Origin of the sequence: Oharaeibacter diazotrophicus, assembly GCF_004362745.1 — a bacterium.
Classification (GTDB): Bacteria; Pseudomonadota; Alphaproteobacteria; order Rhizobiales; family Pleomorphomonadaceae; genus Oharaeibacter; species Oharaeibacter diazotrophicus.
In genome coordinates this window covers 394,848-417,241 of record NZ_SNXY01000008.1, presented here as the reverse complement: position 1 = coordinate 417,241, position 22,394 = coordinate 394,848, and the positions used below count along the sequence as shown (strand labels likewise).

At 69.3% G+C, this 22,394-nt stretch carries 13 protein-coding genes, 1 tRNA gene and 1 pseudogene; 3 read left to right on the top strand and 12 right to left on the bottom strand.

The features are described from left to right. Window positions 1–14: 14 nt before the first annotated feature. The 6 genes and pseudogenes from EDD54_RS14225 to EDD54_RS14200 all read right to left on the bottom strand — a co-directional run bounded on the left by EDD54_RS14225 (window position 15) and on the right by EDD54_RS14200 (window position 5,165). Complete coding sequence (locus tag EDD54_RS14225; RefSeq protein WP_126540251.1) at window positions 15–1,460, bottom strand: aldehyde dehydrogenase family protein; 1,446 nt, start codon at window positions 1,458–1,460, stop codon at window positions 15–17. Window positions 1,461–1,594: 134 nt separating this feature from the next. Further along, the gene (locus EDD54_RS14220; RefSeq protein ID WP_126540249.1) at window positions 1,595–1,843 is read right to left on the bottom strand and encodes a hypothetical protein; all 249 of its coding nucleotides are present in this window, start codon (window positions 1,841–1,843) and stop codon (window positions 1,595–1,597) included. A 67-nt stretch (window positions 1,844–1,910) separates the two neighbouring features. Continuing rightward, a complete protein-coding gene (locus EDD54_RS14215) occupies window positions 1,911–2,678 on the bottom strand; it encodes an SDR family NAD(P)-dependent oxidoreductase (RefSeq protein ID WP_126540246.1) in 768 nt (255 codons plus the stop codon). Between the two features lie 46 nt (window positions 2,679–2,724). Then, complete coding sequence (locus EDD54_RS14210) at window positions 2,725–3,135, bottom strand: hypothetical protein (protein ID WP_126540244.1); 411 nt, start codon at window positions 3,133–3,135, stop codon at window positions 2,725–2,727. 328 nt (window positions 3,136–3,463) lie between these two features. Continuing rightward, window positions 3,464–4,309: pseudogene (locus EDD54_RS14205) on the bottom strand (glycoside hydrolase family 25 protein); the annotation flags it as partial. Window positions 4,310–4,745: 436 nt separating this feature from the next. Continuing rightward, window positions 4,746–5,165 carry a response regulator gene (locus tag EDD54_RS14200; RefSeq protein ID WP_126540242.1) on the bottom strand — a complete coding sequence of 140 codons (420 nt, stop codon included), beginning with the start codon at window positions 5,163–5,165 and terminating at the stop codon, window positions 4,746–4,748. A gap of 303 nt (window positions 5,166–5,468) precedes the next feature. On the opposite strand from EDD54_RS14200, the gene EDD54_RS14195 reads away from it, so the two are divergent. Beyond that, window positions 5,469–5,558, top strand: a tRNA-Ser gene (locus tag EDD54_RS14195). Between the two features lie 92 nt (window positions 5,559–5,650). Further along, window positions 5,651–7,675 carry a site-specific integrase gene (locus tag EDD54_RS14190; RefSeq protein ID WP_126540240.1) on the top strand — a complete coding sequence of 675 codons (2,025 nt, stop codon included), beginning with the start codon at window positions 5,651–5,653 and terminating at the stop codon, window positions 7,673–7,675. Between the two features lie 10 nt (window positions 7,676–7,685). On the opposite strand, the gene drmB is transcribed toward EDD54_RS14190, so the two are convergent. Genes drmB through EDD54_RS14170 form a run of 4 tightly spaced genes read right to left on the bottom strand, consistent with a single transcriptional unit; the run spans window position 7,686 to window position 14,688 of the window. Next, window positions 7,686–9,572 carry a DUF1998 domain-containing protein gene (drmB, locus tag EDD54_RS14185; protein WP_126540238.1) on the bottom strand — a complete coding sequence of 629 codons (1,887 nt, stop codon included), beginning with the start codon at window positions 9,570–9,572 and terminating at the stop codon, window positions 7,686–7,688. Between the two features lie 7 nt (window positions 9,573–9,579). Beyond that, window positions 9,580–13,035 carry a DISARM system helicase DrmA gene (gene drmA, locus EDD54_RS14180; protein WP_245515774.1) on the bottom strand — a complete coding sequence of 1,152 codons (3,456 nt, stop codon included), beginning with the start codon at window positions 13,033–13,035 and terminating at the stop codon, window positions 9,580–9,582. Further along, window positions 13,032–13,547 (bottom strand): hypothetical protein, encoded by a 516-nt coding sequence (locus tag EDD54_RS14175; RefSeq protein ID WP_126540236.1) that lies wholly within the window; start codon window positions 13,545–13,547, stop codon window positions 13,032–13,034. Before EDD54_RS14175 ends, drmA begins: the two co-directional genes overlap by 4 nt. A gap of 7 nt (window positions 13,548–13,554) precedes the next feature. Further along, window positions 13,555–14,688, bottom strand: coding sequence for an XRE family transcriptional regulator (locus tag EDD54_RS14170; RefSeq protein WP_165644300.1), 1,134 nt, complete (start codon window positions 14,686–14,688; stop codon window positions 13,555–13,557). A gap of 96 nt (window positions 14,689–14,784) precedes the next feature. On the opposite strand from EDD54_RS14170, the gene EDD54_RS14165 reads away from it, so the two are divergent. Then, window positions 14,785–15,009 (top strand): hypothetical protein, encoded by a 225-nt coding sequence (locus EDD54_RS14165; RefSeq protein ID WP_126540232.1) that lies wholly within the window; start codon window positions 14,785–14,787, stop codon window positions 15,007–15,009. Between the two features lie 2 nt (window positions 15,010–15,011). Here EDD54_RS14165 and EDD54_RS23675 read toward each other — a convergent pair whose 3' ends face one another. Continuing rightward, window positions 15,012–19,019: an Eco57I restriction-modification methylase domain-containing protein gene (locus EDD54_RS23675; protein WP_207620213.1), complete on the bottom strand. Its 4,008-nt coding sequence runs from the start codon at window positions 19,017–19,019 to the stop codon at window positions 15,012–15,014. Window positions 19,020–19,021: 2 nt separating this feature from the next. Continuing rightward, window positions 19,022–22,189: a DISARM system SNF2-like helicase DrmD gene (gene drmD / locus EDD54_RS14155; protein WP_126540230.1), complete on the bottom strand. Its 3,168-nt coding sequence runs from the start codon at window positions 22,187–22,189 to the stop codon at window positions 19,022–19,024. Between the last annotated feature and the right edge of the window lie 205 nt (window positions 22,190–22,394).

Below are 22,394 nucleotides of genomic sequence, written 5' to 3'. Positions count from 1 at the left end.
GCTCGCGTCCCCCGTCAGGCCAGCGTGTAGGCGGTCTTCACGATCGTGAAGAACTCGCGGGCGTAGGAGCCCTGCTCGCGCGGGCCGTAGGACGAGCCCTTGCGGCCGCCGAACGGCACGTGGAAGTCGACGCCGGCGGTCGGCAGGTTGACCATCACCATGCCGGCCTCGGAGTTGCGCTTGAAGTGCGAGGCGTATTTGAGGCTGGTGGTGCAGATGCCCGCCGACAGGCCGAACGGCGTGTCGTTGGCGACCGCGAGCGCCTCGTCGTAGTCCTTGACGCGGATCACCGAGGCGACCGGCCCGAAGATCTCCTCGCGCGAGATCCGCATGTCGTTGGTGCACTCGGTGAAGAGGGCCGGCTGCAGGTAGAAGCCCTCGGTCTCCCGGTTCAGGCGCTCGCCGCCGAAGGCGAGCTTCGCGCCCTCGGCGCGGCCGATCTCGACGTAGCGCATGTCCTGGTCGAGCTGGCCCTGGTCGACCACCGGGCCGATATGGGTGCCGGCCTTGAGCGCGTCGTCCACCACCAGCCCCGACAGGCGCGCCGTCACCGCCTCGACGAAGCGGTCGTGGATGCCCTCGGTGACGATCACGCGCGAGGACGCGGTGCAGCGCTGGCCGGTGGAGAAGAAGGCGCCGTTGACGGCGGTCTCGACGGCGACCGCGAGGTCGGCGTCGTCGAGCACGACGAGCGGGTTCTTGCCGCCCATCTCGAGCTGGACCTTCTTCATCGGGTCGCAGTCGATCGCCGCCTTGGCGACGCGGCGGCCGGTGCCGACCGAACCGGTGAAGGTGATCGCGGTGACGTCGGGATGCTCGAGGAGGCGCTGGCCGACCACCGAGCCCTTGCCCATCACGAGGTTGAGCACGCCCGCCGGCAGGCCGGCGCGGTGCAGGATGTCGACCAGCGCCCAGGCCGAACCCGGCACCAGCTCGGCCGGCTTGATCACCACGCAGTTGCCGTAGGCGAGCGCCGGGGCGATCTTCCAGGCCGGGATGGCGATCGGGAAGTTCCACGGCGTGATCATGCCGATCACGCCGAGCGGCTCGCGCGTCACCTCGACGCCGACGCCCGGGCGCACCGACGGCAGCGTCTCGCCGGCGAGCCGGATCGTCTCGGCGGCGAAGAACTCGAGGATCTGGCCGGCACGGGTCACCTCGCCGATGCCCTCCGGCAGGGTCTTGCCCTCCTCGCGGGCGAGCAGGCGGCCGAGTTCCTCCTTGCGGGCGAACACCTCGGCGGCGGCCTTCTTCAGGATTTCGTGGCGGGCGTAGGGAACGCTGCGCGACCACGCCGGGAAGGCGGCCTTGGCGGCGGCGACGGCGGCGTCGACGTCGGCGGCCGAGCCGCGGGCGTAGTCGCCGACCACGTCGGAGAGGTTCGACGGGTTCACGTTCGGCGAGGTGTCCGACGCGGCGGTCCACTCGCCGGCGATCAGGTTGCGGAACGGGGCGGTCATCGGCACGTCTCCAGGCTGTCTTCGCACGGGGCGGCGCCGGCCGAGGCCGGCGCGAGGGCGCCATCACGAACACGTCGCGCCGGCCGGCGCAAGCCTCGGCGGCCCGCGCCGTGCGAGGGATGCCGTCTTCGGTATCAGTGATGCTGAAGCAGTAATCGGATCGCCGGCAGCACCATCGGCCGCATCAGCGCCATCACCGCGAGCCCGAGCCCGCCGAGCAGCAGCACCAGCAGCAGGAGATAGCCGATGAGCCCGACCGCCAGCGGCGGACCGTCGCCGGTCGGCGTGTCGTCGGGTTCCGCGGGCTCCGGATCGGCCGCGAGGCGGATCCGTTCCGGCTGCAGGATGCGGTGTTCGGGGCTGGCTGTGAAATCGTCCGTCATGGGCGGCCGGCTGATGGGACGTCGCCCCATCCTCCCCGACCGCGCGCCTGGAGTCGAGCGGTACCGTTCACGCCGCGGTGAATCCGTTGTCGACGAAGAGCTGCGCCCCGTTGACGAAGCTCGCGTCGTCGGAGGCGAGGAACAGCGCGGCGCGCGCCACCTCGATCGGCTCGCACATCCGGCCCTGCTGCGCCGCCAGCGCCGCCTCGGAGACGTCGACGCCGTAGCGGGTCAGGAGCTCGACCTCGCGGTTGCCGTGCGGCGTCGCCACGAAGCCGGGACAGACCGCGTTGCAGCGGATGTTGCGGTCGCGGAACTCCACCGCGATGGCGCGGGCGAACATGTGGCAGGCGCCCTTGGTGGTGTCGTAGAGCACCTCCATCGGCGTCGCCGCGACCGCCGAGATCGACGACGTGCACACGATCGAGCCACCGCCGGCGGCGATCATCTGCGGCAGCACCGCCTTGGTCATCAGGAACATGCTCTTGACGTTGACGGCGTGCAGCCCGTCCCACTCCTCCTCGGTGGTCTCGAGGAAGGGCTTCACCACGATCGAGCCGGCGTGGTTGAACAGGACGGTGATCGGTCCGAGCGCGGCCTGCACCGCGTCGACCGCGCGGCGGACGTCGTCGGCCTTCGACACGTCGGCCGCGACGAAGCAGACGTCGAGCCCCTCGGCCGACAGCTCGGCCTCGAGCGCGCGCCCCGCCTCGGCATTGCGGTCGACGATGCCGACCCGCGCGCCGTGTTCGGCGAAGAGGCGCGAGGCCGCGCCGCCCATGCCCGTGGCACCGCCCGAGATCAGTGCCACCTTGCCCTTGAGCCGTCCGGTCATCTCGCCCCTCCCGTTCGGTCCCGACAGCCGCGTCCGTTCCGCGCCTTCAATAGGCGGCGTAGGACTTCTCCTCCACGATCTCGGAGGCGAGCGCCTCGTTGATCCGGCGCTTCACCGCCGCGCGGCGGTCGTTCTCGTGGTAGACGGCGCGGGCGAGTTCGACGAAGCGCGGTCCGAAGTCGCGCGCGCGCTCGCAGTCGCGGATGTCGTCCTCGATCGTCCACAGCGTCTCGTTGACGGCGGTGAGGTCGTCGATCGCGGCGAGGACGCCGGAGTCGAGGGTGCCGGCGGTCGCGGCGGTCTCCTCGAGCACGGCGAGTTCGTGGGCGGCGTTGCGCACCTGCTCGGGCTTGGCCAGCCGGCGCACCTTGATGCGCAGGATCGTGATCTTGTCGAAGAGTTCGCCCCAGGACACCTTCGCCACCGGCGTCGCCGGTCTGGTCGCCGCGTCGGTCATGCCGTCTCCCCCGCCGAATCGCCGGCGTGGAGCTTAGCACGGCCGGTCAGTCGTCCGAGTACTCGGCGAAGCTCTCCTGGCCCGGGGGAATCAGCTGGTCGATGAAGGCGGAGAGATCGTCGGCGCCGGCGTCGGCGGGCCGCGGCGCTGGGGCGCGCCGGGGCGACGGGGCCAAGGCGGCCGTGGCGACCGGCGGCGCCGCGACCGGGCGCGGCGCCGCGGCGACGGCCACCGGCACCGTGACCGACACCGGCACGACGGCGGCGGGCACCGCGGCCGGCGGGGGCGCCTCGGCGGTCAACGCTTCGGTGCGCGGCCGGCGGCCGTCGCCGCAGCCGGGCAGGCGGCCGTGGTCGCGCGGGTCGCAGGCGGAGGCCACGAAGGTCGCCCACTCGCGGTCGGAACCGTAGAAGACGTTGCGGTCGACGTGGCCGCGGATGCCGGGCACGCGCCCGGTCTGGGTCCACTGCCACATCGTCCAGCGCCGGTTGCGATAGCGCACCTGCGGCTCGGCGGCGGTCGAGCGCAGCCAGAACGGGTTGGCGAGGCCGACGCCCTCGAGCACGTCGCGGTGGAAGTTGATGTCGGTGTAGATGATCGGCGTCTTGCCGTAGCGCGCGGTCATCATCGCCGAGATGATGCGGATCTTGGCGATGGCGTCCTCGCGCGAGACGCGGCGGGTGCAGTTCGCGCCGTTCTGCCATTCGACGTCGATCACCGGCGGCAGCGCGTCGGGGTCGACCGGCACGTTCTGGATGAACCACGACGCCTGCTCGCGGGCAGGCCGGCACCACCAGACGAAGTGGTAGGCGGCGCGCGGCACGCCCGAGGCCTTGGCCTCGGTCCAGTTGATCATGAAGCGCGGGTCGAGGTGGTCGCCGCCCTCGGTCGCCTTGATGAAGGCGAACTTCGTGCCGGCCCCGGCCACCTGATTCCAGTCGATCCGGCCCTGGTAGCGCGACACGTCGATGCCGTGCACCGGGTGGCGATGGGCGCGCGCCACGCCCGGATGGGGCTTGTCGTCGCCCTTGGTCGGATAGCGGTTGTGGGTCGTGACGACGGCCGGAGCGTCCGGCTCGCCGAAGAATCCGCAGCCGCCGAGCGCGAGCAGCGCGACCAGCGCCAGCATCGTACGGAGACCGGTGACCAGATGAGAAGATCGGCGGGACGCCATCGACTTGACCCGTCGGAAGTAACACTTCGTTCAGGGATAGGTCGCAGCCGATGAATAAACCTTTAAGCATCGCGCCGTCGCGGCGGATTTGGCCGAGGTGAGGAGAACGTGACATGAACACTGGCCGGCACTGGGTGGATTCCGGCACGGTTTGGCGGCGCTGGCCGTCGTGAAAGTCGGTGGGCGCGGCCGGCGGATGCCGGAGCGGGCGGCGGCCACGGGTTCCTCCCGGGGCGGGAGCGGGCTTCGCACGGGGGCGTCAGGGCGTCACGCGTCGCGGACAAGGTGGCGCCGGTCGCGCGGGGACCTCGTACCGAGCCTGCCCAGTGCCGACCGCCGGTCGGAGCTTTTCGGGCGAGGAGCGCCCGATCGGGCGCCGACCGGCTGGCCGAAACCTCGCAGAGTCCGGACGAGTCGGGAATTCGCGAGACTGGTATCAGGCCGCCGGGCGGTCGAACGGCCGGGTCGTCGGCCCGCGCCGCAGCAGGCGGATGCGTTCCACGGCGAGGCGGGGATCATAGGGCTTCTCGTGATCGGGGCCGCGCTCGCAGAGGTCGCCGGCGGCCTTGACGGCGCCGGAGGGCGATCGTGCCAGGATCACCTCGACGCCGGCGTGGACACGGCGGATCCGCTCGGCGAGCAGGAAGCCCGGCCGTTCGTTGCCGGGGGTCAGCGCCGTCAGCACCACGTCGACCGACCAGTCGGGATGGCCGAGCACGGTCATCGCCTCGTCGCCGTCGGTCGCCTCGAACACGCGGTAGCCGCAGAGCCGCAGATAGTCCGCCAGCACCAGGCGGACGATGACGTCGTCCTCGACCACGAGGACGGTTTCGGGGATGTCGGTGGTCTCGCTCATGCGGCTACGAACGTGGCTGGCCGCGGTCCCGTTCCCGTTTCGGGCGGGATGCTGACGGATTCCGGCGCGGCGGTCCGCTTCCGTTCCGCCCGGCCGACGGTCCTGTCGGCTGCGCGCGGCCCCTGCCGGGCGCGATCACGGCCGTCCCCGCCGGCATCGAACGCCCTGCCGGGCCGGTGCTCGCCTCGGTTCCGCGCGTGCGTGGCCGCGATCCCGGCGAATTTTCCGATCCCCCCTTGAACCCCGCCCGCCCCCCATGTATCTATCCGCCGCCTTCGACCGGGACACGTCCCCAGGCACCGCGGAGAGGTGGCAGAGTGGTCGAATGCACCGCACTCGAAATGCGGCATACTCGCAAGGGTATCGGGGGTTCGAATCCCTCCCTCTCCGCCATTTCCCCGGGACTCTCTCCCAGTTAAGCGTAACCACCTGTTCGGCATCAGGAATTTCTCTCCTGCCGCTCCCTGACCGGGAGTGCCGAGGTGGTGTACGACGGTGACCTGAACGGCGTTGTATCGCCCGAAGTATCGTTGGATGTATCGCGCACCCGGCCCGTTTCGGCGTCCGAGGCGATGCCCTCCACGGCGTCCCGCAGGCGGTCGGGCGCTGACCGGTCCGCCGCTGCGCCCGGTCGCTATCTCGTGCGCCAAGGCTCCGTTTATCTTTTTCAGATCAGACTGCCCGTCGACATCGGCGGCACGCCCGGCCGGGTCGTCAGGATCGGCCTCGGGGCCTTGACCGCGCGGGACGCGCGGCTCAGGGCCGAGACGCTGGCGGCGCTGGCCCGCGAGCGCATTCGCCAGATCAGAGTGGGACGGATGACGACATCAGGTGATGGCGAAGAGGCTATGCCACTGCCCGTCGACGATGAGGCGGCCGCCCTGGCGGCTGCCGAGCTGAAGGGCTTTCTGAAAGCCCACCACGGCCTCCTGTCCAACCCCGCGGAGCCGCCGCCCGCCCAGGTCTCCGCCCTCGCCGGTCTTCGGCAGCACGTCCTGCTCGGTCGCGAGCTTGCGAAGGGCGAGGCCGGAAACCCCCTGATCGTCGAGAACGCAGCCCTCCTGCGGGATCAGGCGAACGCTCGTCTGGCGAAGGACTTGAGGATCGGGGCGGAACGGGCTGACACGGTAGCCGAGAGGCCTGTGGCTCCACCGCCGAACCGGGCGGACGCCATCGCCAACTCGGCGCGTTTCGTCGCGTTCGCATCGCCCGCTACCGGCATCGACAAAGAGAGCCCCACGGACCCACCGAACGCCTCGGTAACGGTCCCGGTTTCTCCGCACGAGAGCACGACCCCGGCTGTCGCGCCGCAGCAGGCCAGGACGCCACGCGTCCATCGCGACGAAACCGGAAAGATCGTCCCGGCCTTCAAGCTCGACCGCCGGACGGTGGCGCGAAGGGCCTCGGACCTGCCGAAGCTCAGCGAGGTCGCGGAGGAGTATTATAGCCAGCGCGAGATCAAACTCGGCAAGGGCCACAAAACCCTCGAGACAGCGCGGTCGCGCATGGCCATCTTCTTCGCCTTGATCGGAGACCACCCGGTCGACACCTATGAGGCGGCCGACCTTCAGGCCTACATCGCCAAGATGGCCCACTGGCCCGCACTCGTCCGTCATCGCCCCGACGGCCAATCCCCGCTGGATATACTCGCGGATAACGCAGACCTCAAACATAAGCCCATCACCCGCTCAGCCCTCGAAGACGGTTATGTGACGATCGCCCGCACCATCATCCGCTCGAAGACGGCCGAGTACGGCTATCCTGATCCCTTCCTGGGGGCGAGGCTCGAATACCCTGCCACGGCCGCTCCGCGCCAATCGACGGAACCTCTCAGCTTCGACCAGCGCAACCGACTCTTCCGCACCGGCGTCGCTGGCGGCCTTCTCGACGAAGCCATGCTTCCGCTGCTCGGCGACTTGACTGGCCGGCGCCTCGGCCTCCTGACCTTCCTTCAGGGCAACGACATCCGTGAGAAGTACCAGGGCGTCTTCGTGGCGCAGACCAGCGGGATCGTTCTGAACGAAAAGGGCCGGTGGGAGCGGGTCCCGATCAAGAACGAGCACAGCACGACCTTCTTCGTGCTCCACGATTTTCTCCGGGAAATCGGTTTCATCGATTGGGCGATACGCCAAGGCGAGCAGTTCCTGTTCCCGACGCTCACCAGCCTCGCCGATCCGAGCAAGAGCGCCAGCTCCTATATGCAGCGGTTGTTCCGGAAAGCCGGAATCAAGGGCAATCGGAAGGAGGTGTTCCACTCCTTCCGCGGCGGCCAGATCGAACTCATGCGCGACCAGAAGGTCGACGCCCGCGACCGCAAGATCCAGGTCGGCCACAAGCTCGACGCGGAGCACGACATCTACGGCTTCAAGGCCATCTCGGAGCTTAGGGCGCGCGAGATCGCCCGCGCGCCGCTCGAACCGGAAGTCGACTACTCCGTGTTCCGGGGGCTGAACTTCGACAAGATGGCGGGCCGGAAGCGGACGAGAGGGCGCAGGCCGGTGGAACGGTAGGGAAGGCAGATCAAAACAAGCTGGCCCCCTGCGCCGCGATCGTTTCGACGAGCAGACTCCGGTCCAGGAAGACGTTCCGCTGTTCGCAGCTGGTTTCGGCGACCAGCAGGCAGCCATGGCAGGCCGCGCCGTGAAGGGCGCGATCTTCGGCGGCCTTCGTCGGATCGTGGTCGGCGCAGATCGGGTCGCCCGAACAGAGGCCGAGGCGTGCCAGCGCCGACGCCATGACCGCTGGAAACCGCCGGGTCACTTCGACCAAGCCGCCCAGCGTGCCCTGGTTCCCTGCGCTCGCGGTGTAGATCAGGATGCCGCATTCTTTCGGATCGCCGGGAAGAGCGGGGAGCAAATAGAGGCGCTCCTTGAGGGAGCTCGCCGGGTAGCCGCAATCGATGGCGACCTCGTTCATCAGCGCGTGTGAGAGGCTGTGCGCCATCGTGAATTCGATATGCTCGCCTTCCCAGGCGATCTTGTCGGATGCGCCGCGGGCGCGTCGGGCCCGGCTCCATGCCTTCAGGCCGCCCTCGATCGTCGCACGGCGTTCCTGCACCTTCGGGCGTGCTGCCCATTTGGCGAGCTCGTCCGGATCGAGGCGGATGAAAAAGCCCTCGCCGAACTGTTCGACGGCCGGCAGCCAGTCCGGGTTCTCGCCAAGCGGCGCACCGTTTACGGCAAGGCCGACGTCCTCGACGCCGTCGTCAGCCAGCGGGGCCGGCTCGAAGCGGGTGAACCCGTAGAGACAGGAAACCTCGCGCAGGCGGTGGACGGCGACGAGGTCCTTGATCGCCGTGAGCATCGGATCGCGCTTGGGATCCCAGACACTGCGGTCGAGGGTCTCGGCGTGCAGGCGGGCATCGGGCCGGTTCTCACCGATGAGCTTCCGGCCGCTGGCGAGGAGCTGGAACTCAGCGATCCTCGGGTTCTGTTGGAGATCCCGAGAACCGGACCCGGACCCCGCTTTCCGGGTTTCGATGCGTGCGAAGATCTCATCGTCGGCGAAGGGACCGAGGTTGGCCGCGACCGTCGGATTGAATTTCTTGGCCATCGCTACTTCCGCGACGGACCCGCACTTGCTGACCTCCGACCAGACGGCATCGAGCGCCTTCTCCAGGGCGTCGTTCGATTCGGGCAGCGAAATTACGCGGACCACTTGGGGGAAGTAAGTGTTCGTCGCGCTTCGCGTCAGCAGCCGAAGCGACTTGTCGCATCCGGCGGGATCATCCGAACTGAGCCAGGGGCGCTTGCCGCCGCAGGGGCCGAGCCGGCCGGGCTGGAAGAGATCTTCGAGGGAGAGCTTCGCGCCGCAGTCGCAGACGATCCGTGTGTCGCGCGGGTCGGCGCTCGTTCCGGCGTCTTCGAGCCACATCGGTTTGCGACATGCACCTGCCTCACCCGACTGCCGCGCATGGACGACACGGCGCCATTCGATGTCCTGGAGGTGCCCGGTCTCGCAGCCGCAGACGAACCGCAGAGGCGACACGCGGCGCTTTTTGCCGTCGTCGCCCTTCCAGTCCAGCCGCTTCGGCGCTTCGAGATCGCTGAAGCGGACGATGCGGCGGCGGTTGGGCGGATCGCCGGGGATGGCGTCGCAGGCGAACCATTCGGGGAAGACGCGTGCCTTGATCGCTGGCGACGACTGGCGCGGATCGCCGGGGTCGATGGGCGGCGTGCGGAAGCTGACCGGCTTGTCGCCGGCGATGCGCTTGTCGTCGCCGCCCGCGAGCCGGCGTTCCAGGAGCTGCGCCAGTCGAGGCTCCTCGATCGATTCGAAGGGCTTCGGGCCGAAGGCCTCCCAGTGGTCGAGGCCCATGACGAGCACCGAACGGTCCGGCAGGTCCATCATGGCACCCGGCCCGAACAGGCCGACGACCTGCCCCATGCGAACGTGGTCTTTTGCCATGCGCTCCTCAGGCCGTGAGTTCTTTGCCGAAGTTGTCGACGATCTTGAGCGCCGAGGCGTGCTCGACATCCCGCATCGAGCGGCCCGCCTTGAAGGTTTCGAGGGCGGGGTCGAGGCTGCGGAGCAATGGGTCGAGCGGCTGGTGCAGCAGCGCGTGGGATCCCGGATGGCCGTAGAAGAGCGTCTCTCCGTGAATGGCTCTGTCCTCGGCCAATCGCTTCCACGTCGCGAGCAAGTCTTCGACAATCGTTCGCAACGCCGGATGGCCGCCGACGACGGCGTCCGCCGGTGCGCGGGCGAGGATAACTTCGACGATCTCCTCGGCCTTGACGTGGTCCGGCATCTCCACGGCGCTCTTCTCTGGCGTGAGGTCCGGATGGAGGTGTCGGACGCAGGCGACGACGACGGCTGCGAGGGCGCGGTCGATGGCGCGGGCCGCCCAAGGCGTGACGCTCGTCGGCTCCACCACGCGGTAGAAGGCGGCGTGGAACTGGCGGAATTTTTCGTAGTGCAGGCGGTCGCGCGGCTTCTGCGCGTTGAGGAGCGTGAGCACCAGACCCGGCCTGCCGCCGTCGCGGCCGACGCGGCTCGACGCCTGGATGTATTCCGAGGCGGACTTCGGCTGGCCCTGCATCAGCATCAGGCCGAGACGCGTGATGTCGAGGCCGACGGAGATCATGTTGGTGGCGAGCGCGACGTCGACGCCGTTCTTGGCCGCCGCCTGTATGGCGAGCGCGTCTTTGGCGGCGGCGACCTTGTCGGTGCTCTCGCGCGAGGTGAGTTCGAGCACGTCGCGGAGGCGACGGTCGGCGAAGGGCTGGTCGGCCGGGTGGAGGCGGCGGCGCTCCATGCCGTAGGTGGCGAGACGCGTGCGCACCTCGTCCTCGACGATGCGGCGTGCGCCGCCGAGTTCGCGCAGCGCGTTGAAGTAGCCGAGTGCGGTCATGTAGGCGTCGGCCTCGTTGCCGTCGTCGGCCTCCTTCTGCGCGGCGGCGAGCATCGAGGTGAGCGTGCGCAGGAAGACGAGCTTCGGGCCCTTGCCGGCGGCGGCGAGGCCGAGATAGAGGCGCGCGGGCTTCTCGGACGGCGGCACGGTCCGGGCGAAGAAGCTGTCGCGGCGGTCGGGGCCGGGCGGCGGGAAGATCTCGGTCGTCGCGCGGTCGAAAAGCGCGCGGATCTGCGCCGAGGCGCGGCGGACGGTGGCCGTGGAGGCGACGATCTTCGGCCGGATGCGCCTGCCCATCATGAAGCGGGTCGCGAGACGGTCGAGCGCAACCTCGTAAAGCGCAGCGACGGTGCCGAGCGGACCGCTGATGAGATGGAGCTCGTCCTGAATGATGAGGTCCGGCGGGTCCAGCGTGTGGCCGTTGCCGAGTGGCTTGCCGTCGCCGGGCGCGTCGTTGGCGCCGTAGAAGCCCCATTCGTCGGTGCGGTTCACGTGGCCGAAGAAGGCACCGGCCTCGCCGAGCCAGGGCAGGCCGGCGAATTTGTCGACGGTGGCGATCACGAAGGCGGGGAGACGGCGGTAGATCGCTTCGTCGACGGTCAGGATCGGTAGCGGACGGGCGCCGGTGAAGTCGCAGTCCGGGTTGGTGCAGCGGATCTCCATGTTCTTGGGCGCCATCGCCGTCGGCGTGCAGGCGAAGCTGTCGGCCGTGAAGGGTTCGGCGCACCAGGGACAAGCCTTGATCGGCGCGGGCGCCTCCCGGCCCGAGGCCTTAAAGCGGTGGACGCGCGAGACGGCCGTGTCCGGCTTGCCGTCGCCCTTCTTGCCGAGCCGGTTGGGCGAGGCGGCGGAGCCGACCCAGAGGCCGATCTCGATCGGCCAGTCGCCGAGGAGCGGCGTCTTGCCGTCCGTCCAGGCGGGCTCGCCGCGCATCAGTTCGAGCGCGCAGACGACGCCGGCGGCGCGGGCGAGCTGGTCGAGGGTGAGGAGGCGGAGCGTGTAGCGCATCAGCACCGCGACGCCGGCGCCGAGCCGGCCAGAGGCGGTGAGCCGGCGGTGGGCGATGGTCCAGGCGGCAAGGCCCAGATAAGCCTCGGTCTTGCCGCCGCCGGTCGGGAAGAACAGGAGGTCCACGAGTTCGCGATCGTCGTGGAGCTTATCTTTCAGGCCCGGCAGGTTGAGAAGGACGAAGGCGAGCTGGAACGGGCGCCAGGTCGGCGGATCCATGTCCTCCGGTTTCTTCGTACGGCCGGCGTTGCGGCGGCGAGCGGCGCGGGCGACGGCCTCGTTCATGGCGCGAAAGGCGAGACGCGCCCACTTGTCTCGGGCAAGCAGGTCGATGCCGGCCTGGATGCGGCCGTGGGCGCGGCGGGCGGCGGTGAGCAGGGCATCGGCCGTCTTGCGGCGCGGGGCGCCGTCGATGGCGGGCACCTTTCCGGTCTCGGCCTCGATCCAGGCGCGATAGGCGTGCGGCAGGCCGGCGAGCGCGGCGGAAAGGGCGGCGGGGTCGCCGGCGGCGAGGCTTGCCAGCGCCTCCATGCCGAAAGTGGCGGCGATGGTCTCGTTCGGCTCGACGCGCTCCACCTCGGCGGCAGGTAGGAAGTCGGTGTGGGCGGCGCGCACGACGCCGTCGTCGTCCGGGGTCCAGCCGGCTGAGGTGGCGTTGCCGACGGCGTATTCGGCGACGTCGCGATAGTGCAGGTCGGCAGTGGCGGCGTCCGGGTCGGCGGAGCCGAAGCCGGTCATGTCGGTGCGCGGGAAGAGCGGCAGGGCGCTGCGCACCTCAAGCCGTACCTGGAAGGCGAAGGTGACGTCGGCGAAGCGGCGGCGGGCGGGGTCGCGGCGGTTGACGACCATGACCGTGAGCGCCACCACGTCGGCCTTGCTGCCGTTGGCGCAGTCGAGCCGATAGGGCCGCGCGAAGGCCTCGACGACGAGACCGCCGCCGCGCGGGCCCTGGCGGCCGCCGGAGCCCTCCAGCGTGCGGCCCACGCGCTCGCCGGGCTTCGGGATCGGCAGGGTGACGATAGCGCGCCCGGGCTTGCGGTGCCACTCGACGGTCTGGTGCTTCGGATCGTAGGCGGCCTTCTCGTCCTCGAAGACCTCCGGCGGCAGCGGTGGCTCGGTGACGTAGTCGCCCCAGGTGACGGTGACATCCACCGTCGTCGCTCTGGCGTCGACCAGCACCGTGAGGCCGCAGGAGGAAGGCGCGAGCGGACGGCGCGGGGCGGGATCGTCGGGCGCGGCGTCGTCGGCGGCGCGGGCGGCGCCGGTCTCGGGATCGGCGCCCTCGTCCTCGGTGGTCGCCATGTCGCCGGGCTCTTCCAGCGCGATCTCGTCCTCGGTGCCGTCGAGCGGGGCGGGCACGAGGAAGCCGGTGAGATACCAGCGCGAGGGGTTGTCCTTGAGCCGCTCGTCCGAAAGATCCGCGTCCCGCGGTCCCGGACCGATCAGGTCGCGCCGCAGGGTGTCGACGAGGCGCGCGCGGACGGCGGTGGGGGAGGTCGGGTCAATCACGCGAATTTTCCTTCACGCAGCGCGAGTGCGGCGAGCGTGCGGCTCAGCCAGTCTTTCGTGTACGCGGTCTTCAGCTGCGTCTTCGGGCGGTGGCCAGCGTCGTTGAGGAGGCGCTCCAAGGACACAAGCCGATCGGAGAGGCCGGCTCGAACGCCGATGCGCAGGCTCGCCTTGTCTGGGCCGCATAGGACCCAGGCGTCCGTCCGCGCCAGCGCATGGGCCCAAAGTGCCTTCTCGCCCAGGTCGAGAAAAGCGATCTCAGGGTCACGAACATGCGCAGAGGCGCGCTCCACATCAGATACGACATGGATCGCCTTGAGCCCTGCGCGGAGCTCAGCGTCGTCGATACGCTGTTCCGGCTTACGCTGCTGAAAGCCGGTCTGGGTTTCGATCACGCATTCCCCCACCGTCTCAAGAGCGTATCCGCCGCGTAGCGCGCGCCATCCGTCGATCCGCCACGCCTCGATGAGGACGTTGGTGTCGACCAGGATGGTTTCTCGCAACCGCGCCACGGCAGCCTCAAATCTCGTACGGCGCCGGCACGCCGTGCTGAGCGAAGAGCGGGTCAAGATCGTCGACCGCCACGCCGAGGAGACTTGCGACCTTTCGCGTCGAGACGCGGCCCTCGTCGATCGCGCGGGCGACGATCTCGACGAACCGGCGCGAGAACAGCGGTGGAAACTCGCGTTGGGCGTCCTCGGCGAACAGCCCGCCGATGCGACCGTTGTTGCGCAAGGCGTCGCCCGGAACGAGTTCAGCGGTCGCTTTGCTGAGTAGCCCGAGCGAGACCAGTCGCCATTTCAGCGCCACAGAAGTCACGCCGAGACGTTCGGCCGTCCCGTTGAGCGTGGCCGGCAGCGCATCGGCACCGATCGCCTTCCAATCCGCTGCCGCCTCGACGATGCGTCGCGGCATCAGCAATCCGCCGGCGAAGCAGTCCGCCAGTTGCTCGACTCGCGAGCGCTTCGCGGTTTCGGATGTGTCCTCCGTCCGATCAGGCGGCATCGCCTCCCAGGTGAGGACGTGGAACAGTTCGTGCGCGAGGTCGAAATGGCGCCGGCCCGGCACTTCGTTGCGATTGATCAGGACCACGTCGAGATCCGTTAGACGACAGGCGGCGCCGGAAATCCCATCGTCGTTCGGGTCCACCATCAGCACGAGAACGGAGAGCCTGCTTTCCATCGCCTCCGCCAGCCGCAGCGCCGGGGCTTCACCGAGGTCGTACTCGGCCGCAAAACGTTCGCCCGCCGCCTCGGCATCCTCAAAACGGGGGTTCTTCGACAAGGTGAGAGTGGCGCGCATGAGCGCCGGCTTCTCGCCGACGTCGTCGCGCAGGACTCGATAAGCGGCGATCAGTCGCCCGGCGATCGTCTCATAGGCGTCCAGCCGAGGGGACAGGACCCCCGATTGGCGCCAGTTGAACCGTCCCTCGCCACTGACAAGACGGAAGGGGTCGGTGAAATAATCGAGTTCGACGTTCAGCGCACGCACCGCCGTCAGCAGTTCCACGGCCGAGAGCTTGCGGTCCCCCTTCTCGATCGACGAGACCGTCTGGCGGTCGTTGAAGCCAAACATCTGCGCGAGGTCGTCCTGCGTGAGGTGGCGTTCTTCCCGGAGCGCCTTCAGGCGCTGACCGATGAGCACTTGGGCCATAGCTCCATCCTCCATCGCGGAAGACATATCTTGCGAAACGGGAATTGCAAGATTATGTTGCACTCCCTTACTAAATTGTAGACTGGATTGATGGACATGCCGCGATCGAAGCAGCCGGGCCTGAACGGCCGGCAACGGAACGATGACGGGCAAACGCGCGCCAAGCGTGGTGACACGCTGGTCCGCACTCTGCGCGGGACATATGGCAGTGATTTCGCCGAGGGTCGTCGCGCCGATATGCGGCTCGATACCTTGCTCGAGCACGAGGGTGTGGCGTCGCTGAACGACCTGCTGGAAGGCAAAGGGAAGTCGGGACAATAGGCTCACGCTTCCTCCCCGTCGTCGCTGTCGTCATCCTCCGGTGAGCCGGCCGCCACCAGCCCCGCCGCCTTCTCCGCCGCCGCGCGTTCGGCGTTGAGGGCGAGGAGGCGGGCGAGGACTTCGTCGCGGAAGTCGGAGGGCCAGAACAGGCGGCCTTGGTAGGTGTGGTCGTCCTCCGGCTCGCCGGGCTTGTAGCCCTTGCCGTTCTCGTCGGCCGGCTTTTCGAGGAAGACGGGCTCGGCGCGGGCGGCGAGATCGTCCCAGCCGTAGGCGGCGAGCACCGCACGGTCCATGTCGGCGTGGAGGTCGCGCAGGCGCAGGATGCCGGGCGAGCGCTCCAGCGAATCGTGGAAGCGGTTGTAGGTCTTGGTCATGCCCTGGTCGTTCTCGACCATGAGCGCGGCCCGGAAGTCGTGATAGGCCTGCCCCGCGGCTTCTAGGGTGGGAGAGGTCTCGATGCCGGGCGGAAAGGGGAAGGTCTCGAAGCAGTCATCTTTCGTGTAAGTGTAGTCATCCTTCATGGTTGTTCCGACGAACCGGCCCCATACTTCATGGATCCGAGATTGCATGACGGAAAATTTAGATGACCGATCGAGTGCGAATACGTTGAGATTCTGCGAATAGACAAAACCTTTTTTGAGGAAGATAAATGCATGATGCGGAGTGGCCTTGCTGGAGTTAACTAGTAGCCGCTCTAGCGGCGCTATCGCTTTGTACAGGCCAGCACTCTTTTCTGCGTACTGCCACCATCTTTCCCTACGGGCATCCCGCGTTTGTCTATCACGTTCAGGTTTCACACGAAGCCGTAGGATTTCAATTAGGTCGGGCCAGTCTTCCGCAACTTCACATGAATAATCGAGAGGAACAAAGCCGCGCGCCAAACAATGTTCACGCATTTGGGGCGGCGTCATCGCCCAGTTGTTTAGATCTTTGCGACGACCGAGCGGGCGGTCAAAGAAGTCTATCACGTAACGGTGATGCGATTGGGTAGGAGAAGTCGTGATCTCCTCGCCACCGATATACGGAAAGATCCGCTCCGCATTCCGTGGATCCTTCGCGATCAGCGCCCGCATGGTGTCGAGGCTCTCCGCCTCGCCCTTCGCCGCCGCGACGTCGTCGAAGGTGAAGCCCATCCCGAGGACGATGGAGCCCTGGAACGCCTTGCGGGCGTTGGCCGCCAGCCGGGCCGGCGAGCGGTCGAGGTCGCCGGCGACCAGATAGGCGGAGATGCGCGGCACCTGCCGGCCGTCGAGGATCGGCGAGCGGATCGTCCCGCGCACCACGTGGACGACGCTGACCACCACCGCCGCCTCGCCCGGCCATTTCAGCCGGCGCGTGGCGCGGGCGATCGCGCCGCCGGACTCCAGGAGGGTCGCAAGGCCGGTGTCGCGGGTATCGCCCTGGCCGATGGTGTTGGTGGCGATCAGGCCGAAGGCGCCGTCGGGACGCAGGAGCGCGAAGGCACGGCGGAAGAAGTGGGCGACGAGGTCGGCGTTGCCGTGGGCGCCCTCGTGCAGGGTCTGCAGCCAAGGCAGGTAGTGCGCGCGGTTGCCGGCGATGACGGTGTTCTTGCCGGCGAAGGGCGGGTTGCCGACGATTGCGTCGAAGCCGGCGGGCTCGCGGCGGAACACCTCGGGGAACTCGATCGGCCAGTGGAAGGGCGTGATCGGGTGGTCGCCCTTGCGCAGGTTGGCCGCGGCGGCGGCGAGCTGCTCCCGGGCCGCGTCGCCGCCCTGGATCACCGTGTTCTCGATCTCCAGCCGCCGCTTCTCGCGCGCCTTGGGCTTCTCCTCCGCGAAGTAGGCGGAGAGCACCGCGTCGCCGTAGACGCGGGCGCGGGCTGCGCGCTCCTCGGCCTCCCGGTTGAGGAATTCCAGGCGGATGCGGCGGGCGTCGTCGGGCGCGGTCTGGATGGCGACGCGCTTGTCGGCGACGGCCGAGACGGTCTCGGCCAGGAATTTTTCGAACAACGGCAGGCCGGCCTTGCTCGGTTCCCAATGCAGGGTCGCGATCTGCTTGTCGTCGAGCCCGACGAGACTGTCGCCGCATTTCAGCGCGTGGTCGAGGAAGGTGAACTCGTGGTCGCGGGCGAGGGTCGCGAGCCAGAGGGAGAGCTTGGCGAGGTCGACCGCGCGCGGGTTCTTGTCGACGCCGTAGAGGCAGCGCTGGGCGACGAGGCGGCGGGCGTGCAGGGGCTCGTCCTCGTCGGGTGGGATGGTCGGCCGCGTCTCCGGCCAGCGCGCCCAGGCGAGGACGAGGCGGTCGGCGAGCGCCCTGCAGGCCTCCACCAGAAAGGCACCCGAGCCCATGGCGGGGTCGCAGACCTTCAGGGACAGCACGTCCTCCGCAGAGGCATCCGGGCCGATGCGCGCGAAGGCGGGCTCCAGCGCGTGCTGCACGATCGGGCCGGTGAGCGCGCGCGGGGTGTAGTGGCTGCCCGTCCGCCGCCGCTCGTCGGTCGGCTGCAGGAGCGGCGTGCCGGGGGCCGAGACGGCGGCGCCCGGCGAGGCGCGCTCGTCGACGATGGGGCGGAGCGCGTCGACGAGGGCGTCGATGGTGCCGGCCGCCTTCACGGCCTTGTCCACCTTGTCGGGCAGCTTGCCGCGGTCCGCCTCCTCCTTCAGGTGTTTCGCCCGGTCCGCCGGCTTAGCGGCGAGGAGCTTGGTGAGGTTCACGAAGACGGGCGTCTTGTCGTTCTTGCCGGCGCGGATGGCGAGGGCGGGACCGTCCATGGTCTCCACCGTGAAGCCCATCACGGTCTCGTAGACGCTGCCGATCTGCTCCACGTCGAGCGTGCGGTAGGAGAGCTTCTCGCCTGACAGCACCAGGAGGCGGTCGAGCACCCGGGCGATGCACTCGTCCGAGACGTCGGCGGGCTTCGGCGGATCGGCAGGATCGTCCTGGCCCTGCAGGAAGGGGAAGGCGGCGGGGTCGAACAGCTTGCCGCCGCGCCCGCGGATCCAGTCGCCGGAGCTGTCGCCGGCGTGGACGAGGCGGAATAAGGCGAGCAGCCGCGCCCAGGCGCCGCGGCGCAGGTGCATGGTGAGTTCGTGCCGCGCCCGGTCCTCGGCGAGGCGCGCGTGCAGGCTGCGGACGCCGTAGCCCTGGTCGTAGAGCGCCCGCGCGGCGGTGTCGGTGCGGGACGGGATGAGGTCGCGGTCCTCCGCGTAGAGCAGGAAGACGAGGCGGAGCAGGACGGAGAGGAGGCCGTCGTAGACGTGCTCGGGGTTGGTCCGTGCCAGCCGCTCCAGGCGGGCGCGGTCGGCGTCGTGGAGGCCGCGCATCAGCTCATGCAGGGCGCCGAGCACCTGCGCCGCGAGCTTGGTGGAGACCTCCGCCTGCTCGTCGCGGCTCTTCTGCAGAAGAGCCGGCAGCCGCCGCTCGGGCGCGTCGTTGTGGAGGCGGAAGGAGGAGAGCAGCAGCTTGAGGCCGCCCAGCATGGGACGGCCGCCGACCTCGCCGAGCGAGCGCAGCGGGAAGCGCAGCCAGCCGCTGGTCTCGCCGCGCGGGGCGTAGACGAGGCGCAGCTCCGCGTCGGTGACGAGGAGGCCGATGCGGACTTGGCGTTCCTTGCAGAGCCGCTCCAGCCGCTGGTGCGGCGTCGCCTCCCAGCCATCCAGCGCCTTGCGTTGATCCGGCTCGACGCCGGGCGCTTCGATGCGGACAAGGATCTGGAAGCCGCCGGCGGGATTGGTCACCGCCCAGTGCGGGGCGATTTCGACGTCGCTCTCGTCGATGCGGAGGATCAGCTCGTCCGGGATCGGCGCGCCGCCGGGGCTGCCGGCCACCTGGCGCGGCCGCCAGCCGAGGACGTCGGCGAAGAAGGCGAAGGCGTCGGCGAGCGCGGGGCCGGCATCACCGGGGGTGAGGTGCGCCCTGACCGCTTCGGTGTCGGTGCGCGTCTGGGGTTCGGGCACGAGGTCGTAGGTCTTCAGCACCACCGGCGCGACCACCAGGCCCACCGGCTGGACGTGGCCGAGCCATTCCTCGTTCGGATCGTTCCCCGCCATCCTCAGTTCCCCTCCGGCCAGAGATAGACGAGACCGATGGTCTCCAGCCGATCCGCCACCACGCCATAGGACTCGCGCACCCGGCGCGGTCCGGTTTCGATGTCGCTCGTGAGCTTGTCCAGTTTGGTCTTCCAGTGCCGGCGGTCGCGGCGGCGCTGCTCGATCTCCTCGGCCTTGTCGGGGAGGAAGGTGAGCTGCCGGTCGTCCGGTTCGGCATCGGCCTTCAGGATGCGCGCGCGCTGGTCCTCCAGCAGCTTCTGGAGGGAGGTCGCCTCGGCCTCGGCGATCTTGGCGAGGTCCTTCACCGCCTCGGCCTTGGCCGCAGCGGCGCGGGCCTTGAGTTCAGCGTCGAGATCCGCCGCGTCCTCAGCCGCGAAGGCGCGGATGCGGTCGACGATGTGCGGGGCGGGTTTGCGCGCCTCGCGGAAGGCTGCCTCCAGCTGGACGAGCGTCGCCTCCTCGCCGCGCGTTCCGTAGGGCTTCAGGGGCTTGGTGCCGCGCCCGGCCTCGGTCCAGGCGGCGGTGACGAGGATCATCTCCTCGTGCAGGCGCGCCGCGCCGGGGCCGTAGAGGGCGAGGCGGCCGATGAGCACGACGCGCGGCTGGGCGCCGGGGCCGATTACCACGCTCGCCCGCGACAGGTCCGAGGCGAAGCCCTGGGCCATGAAGCGCGCAAGCAGCCGGCGGACGAGCCGGTGCTCCAGGTGCACCTGGACGACGTTCTCGGCGTCGACGCCGGCGGCCGTCATCGCCGGGCGGAAGGAGAAGGCGCGGACGGGCGCGTCGCGCCGCCAGTCCTTGAGGCTCTCGCCCCGCTTGCGGCGGCGGATGCGGAGATCGTCGAGCGCCTCCGCCCAGCCCTGGGTCTGGAAGGCGGGTTCGGCGGGATCGAGCCGGAAGGTGGGCGTGCCCTCGATCTCGGCGTCGCGGTGGGCCTCCAGCGTGGTACCGGTGCGGTCCATGGCGACCGAGAGTACGGCGCGCAGATCGTTGGGCTCGACGCCGACGCGGTTGCGGCTGTCCTCCAGCACGGCTCGGAGGTCGTCGAGTTCCTTGGCCTGACGGGCGCGGCGGGCCAGCACCGCATCGTCCATCTCCTCGACGGCGGTTCGGGTCTGGTCGTCCCCTTCCGCGCCCTCGGCCTCGATCTCCTTGGCGAGCCGGCCGGCGGCGCGGATGCCGTCGCGCATCAGGCGCTGGTTGATCCGCTCGGCGATGACCTGGCCGGCGGAGCCGAGCTCGTCCTGGATCTTCTCGGTCTTGCGGACCAGCGCCTGCAGGACGACGTCCTCCTCGCGCTGCTCGTAGACGAAGTAGCGGCAGTGGACCACCGGCGAGGGCTGGAGCTTGCGGTCGATGCGCCCGTTGCGCTGTTCGAGGCGCGCGGGGTTCCAGGGCAGGTCGACGTGGATGAGGTCGTGGCAGCGCATCTGCAGATTGATGCCCTCGCGGGCGGCATCGGTGCAGATCAGGATGCGGAGCGGGTCGGCGGAAGGGTCGGCGTTGAAGCGGCGCTTCAGCTCCTCGCGGCGGTCGGTCGGCGTCGCGCCGGTGTAGCAGGCGATGCGGTCGTCGGGGCCGAGGTCGTCGAGCGCTTCCAGGAGGCGCTTCTCCAGCCAGCGGCGGGTGTCCTCGTATTCGGTGAAGAGGATGAGCCGGCGCGCGGTCCAGGCGCCGCCGGCGGTCATCTGATCGCGGATCCAGCGGGCGAGGTGCTCGACGCGGGCGTCCGGCTCCTGCGCGTGGCGACGGGCGAGTTTCAGCATCTCGTCGACCATGGCGAGATCGGAGACGGCGGCGGCGGCGACGCCGGCCGCCTCGGCCGCGTCCGCCTCGTCGCGGGCGATCAGGGCCTCCGCCGCGACCTCGTCGTCCGGCTCCTCCTCGATCTCGCCGGCCGCACCGAGCGAGGTGGCCGCCCATGTGCCGGCCTCCGTCTCCCTGGCTTTCAGCAGCCCCTTGCGATGTATGTCGAGGGTGCGGGCGAAGGCGGCGATCGAGGACAGGAGGCGCTGCTGCAGGCCGACGAGGGTCAGGCGCACGTAGCCGGCTTCACGCGGCGGCAGGCCCTCCGCCTTGGCCCGGACGGCATAGGCATAGGCCCGAAGCATGGACGCGAGGACGAGTTCCGGCGCGGCGGCGGGAAGGCCGGCGATCCTGATCGGCTCTACCTTTCTCAGCGGGAAGCGCTCGCCGAAGTGCCGGAGGTCCGACTTCAGGCGGCGGACCATCACCGGCTCCAGGTCCTTTGGCCGCACCGGCACGCCTCGGGTGAAGCGCTGCGGGTCGAGGATCTCCAGGAGGGCGGAGAAGGAGTTGGAGTGCCCGTTGTGCGGCGTCGCGGAGAGGAAGAGGCGGTGCTCGAACCGCTCGGCGAGCGCGCGGACGGAGCGGGTGAACTGGCTCTCGATGGCGTACTTCATGCCACTTGCTGGTGCCGCGTGGTGCGCCTCGTCGAGGATCAGCAGGGAGCGCGCGCGGAACTCGCCGAGGAGGTCGCGCAGACCCGCGACATAGGTCTCGTCGGAGATCAGCGAGTGGGAGAGGATGAACCGCGAGCCTGAGGCCCACGGGTCGGCGCCGTAGCCGCGTTCGCGCCGGAGCGCCGTCAGGTAGTCGCGATCGACGATGGTGAAGGTGAGGCCAAACTTCGTCTCCAGCTCGTCCTGCCACTGCCGGACCGTGCCGGCGGGCGCCATGACGACCACGAAGTCGATGCGGTGTCGCAGCAGCAGCTCGCGGAGGACGAGGCCCGCCTCGATCGTCTTGCCGGCGCCGACGTCGTCGGCGATCAGGAGGTTCACACGGGGGAGCTTCAGCGCCTTGCGCAGCGGCAGCAGCTGGAAGGCGTCGAGGTGGATGCCGGCGCGGAAGGGCGCCTGGAATAGCTCGCGGTCGGCCGACGTGGCGGTGTTCCAGCGCAGCGTCTTCAGGTAGGCGGAGAAGACGGCGGGGTCGTCCGTGCCGCGCTTGGCGATCTGGCCCCAGCCCTCCTCGCCGAGAATCTCGCCGTCGAGCTCGGCATCCCAGAGAACTTCGACCGTCTCGCCCGTGGCGTCGTCGTCGATGCAGGCGAGGCGGACGACCGGGAAGCGCCTATCGGGCGCAGTGTTCTCCACCAACCATCGGCGAGAGCGGACGCGTACGAATTGCCCCACCGATGGCGTCATGATTCCCCCCGACCGTCCAATGGGGTAGTGGTAGCACGCCAACCATTCCGTGTATCAACCCTCCGTCGTCTCAGAGTCGGAGCCAGGGCGATACTCTGACAGTTCACTGGGTCTCTGGTGAGCCGACACTCCGTCGAGCGGATGATCAGACGGTTTCGGAACTTGAGTTCCGATAAGGCCTAAAAGTTCGAAACAACCGATTCAG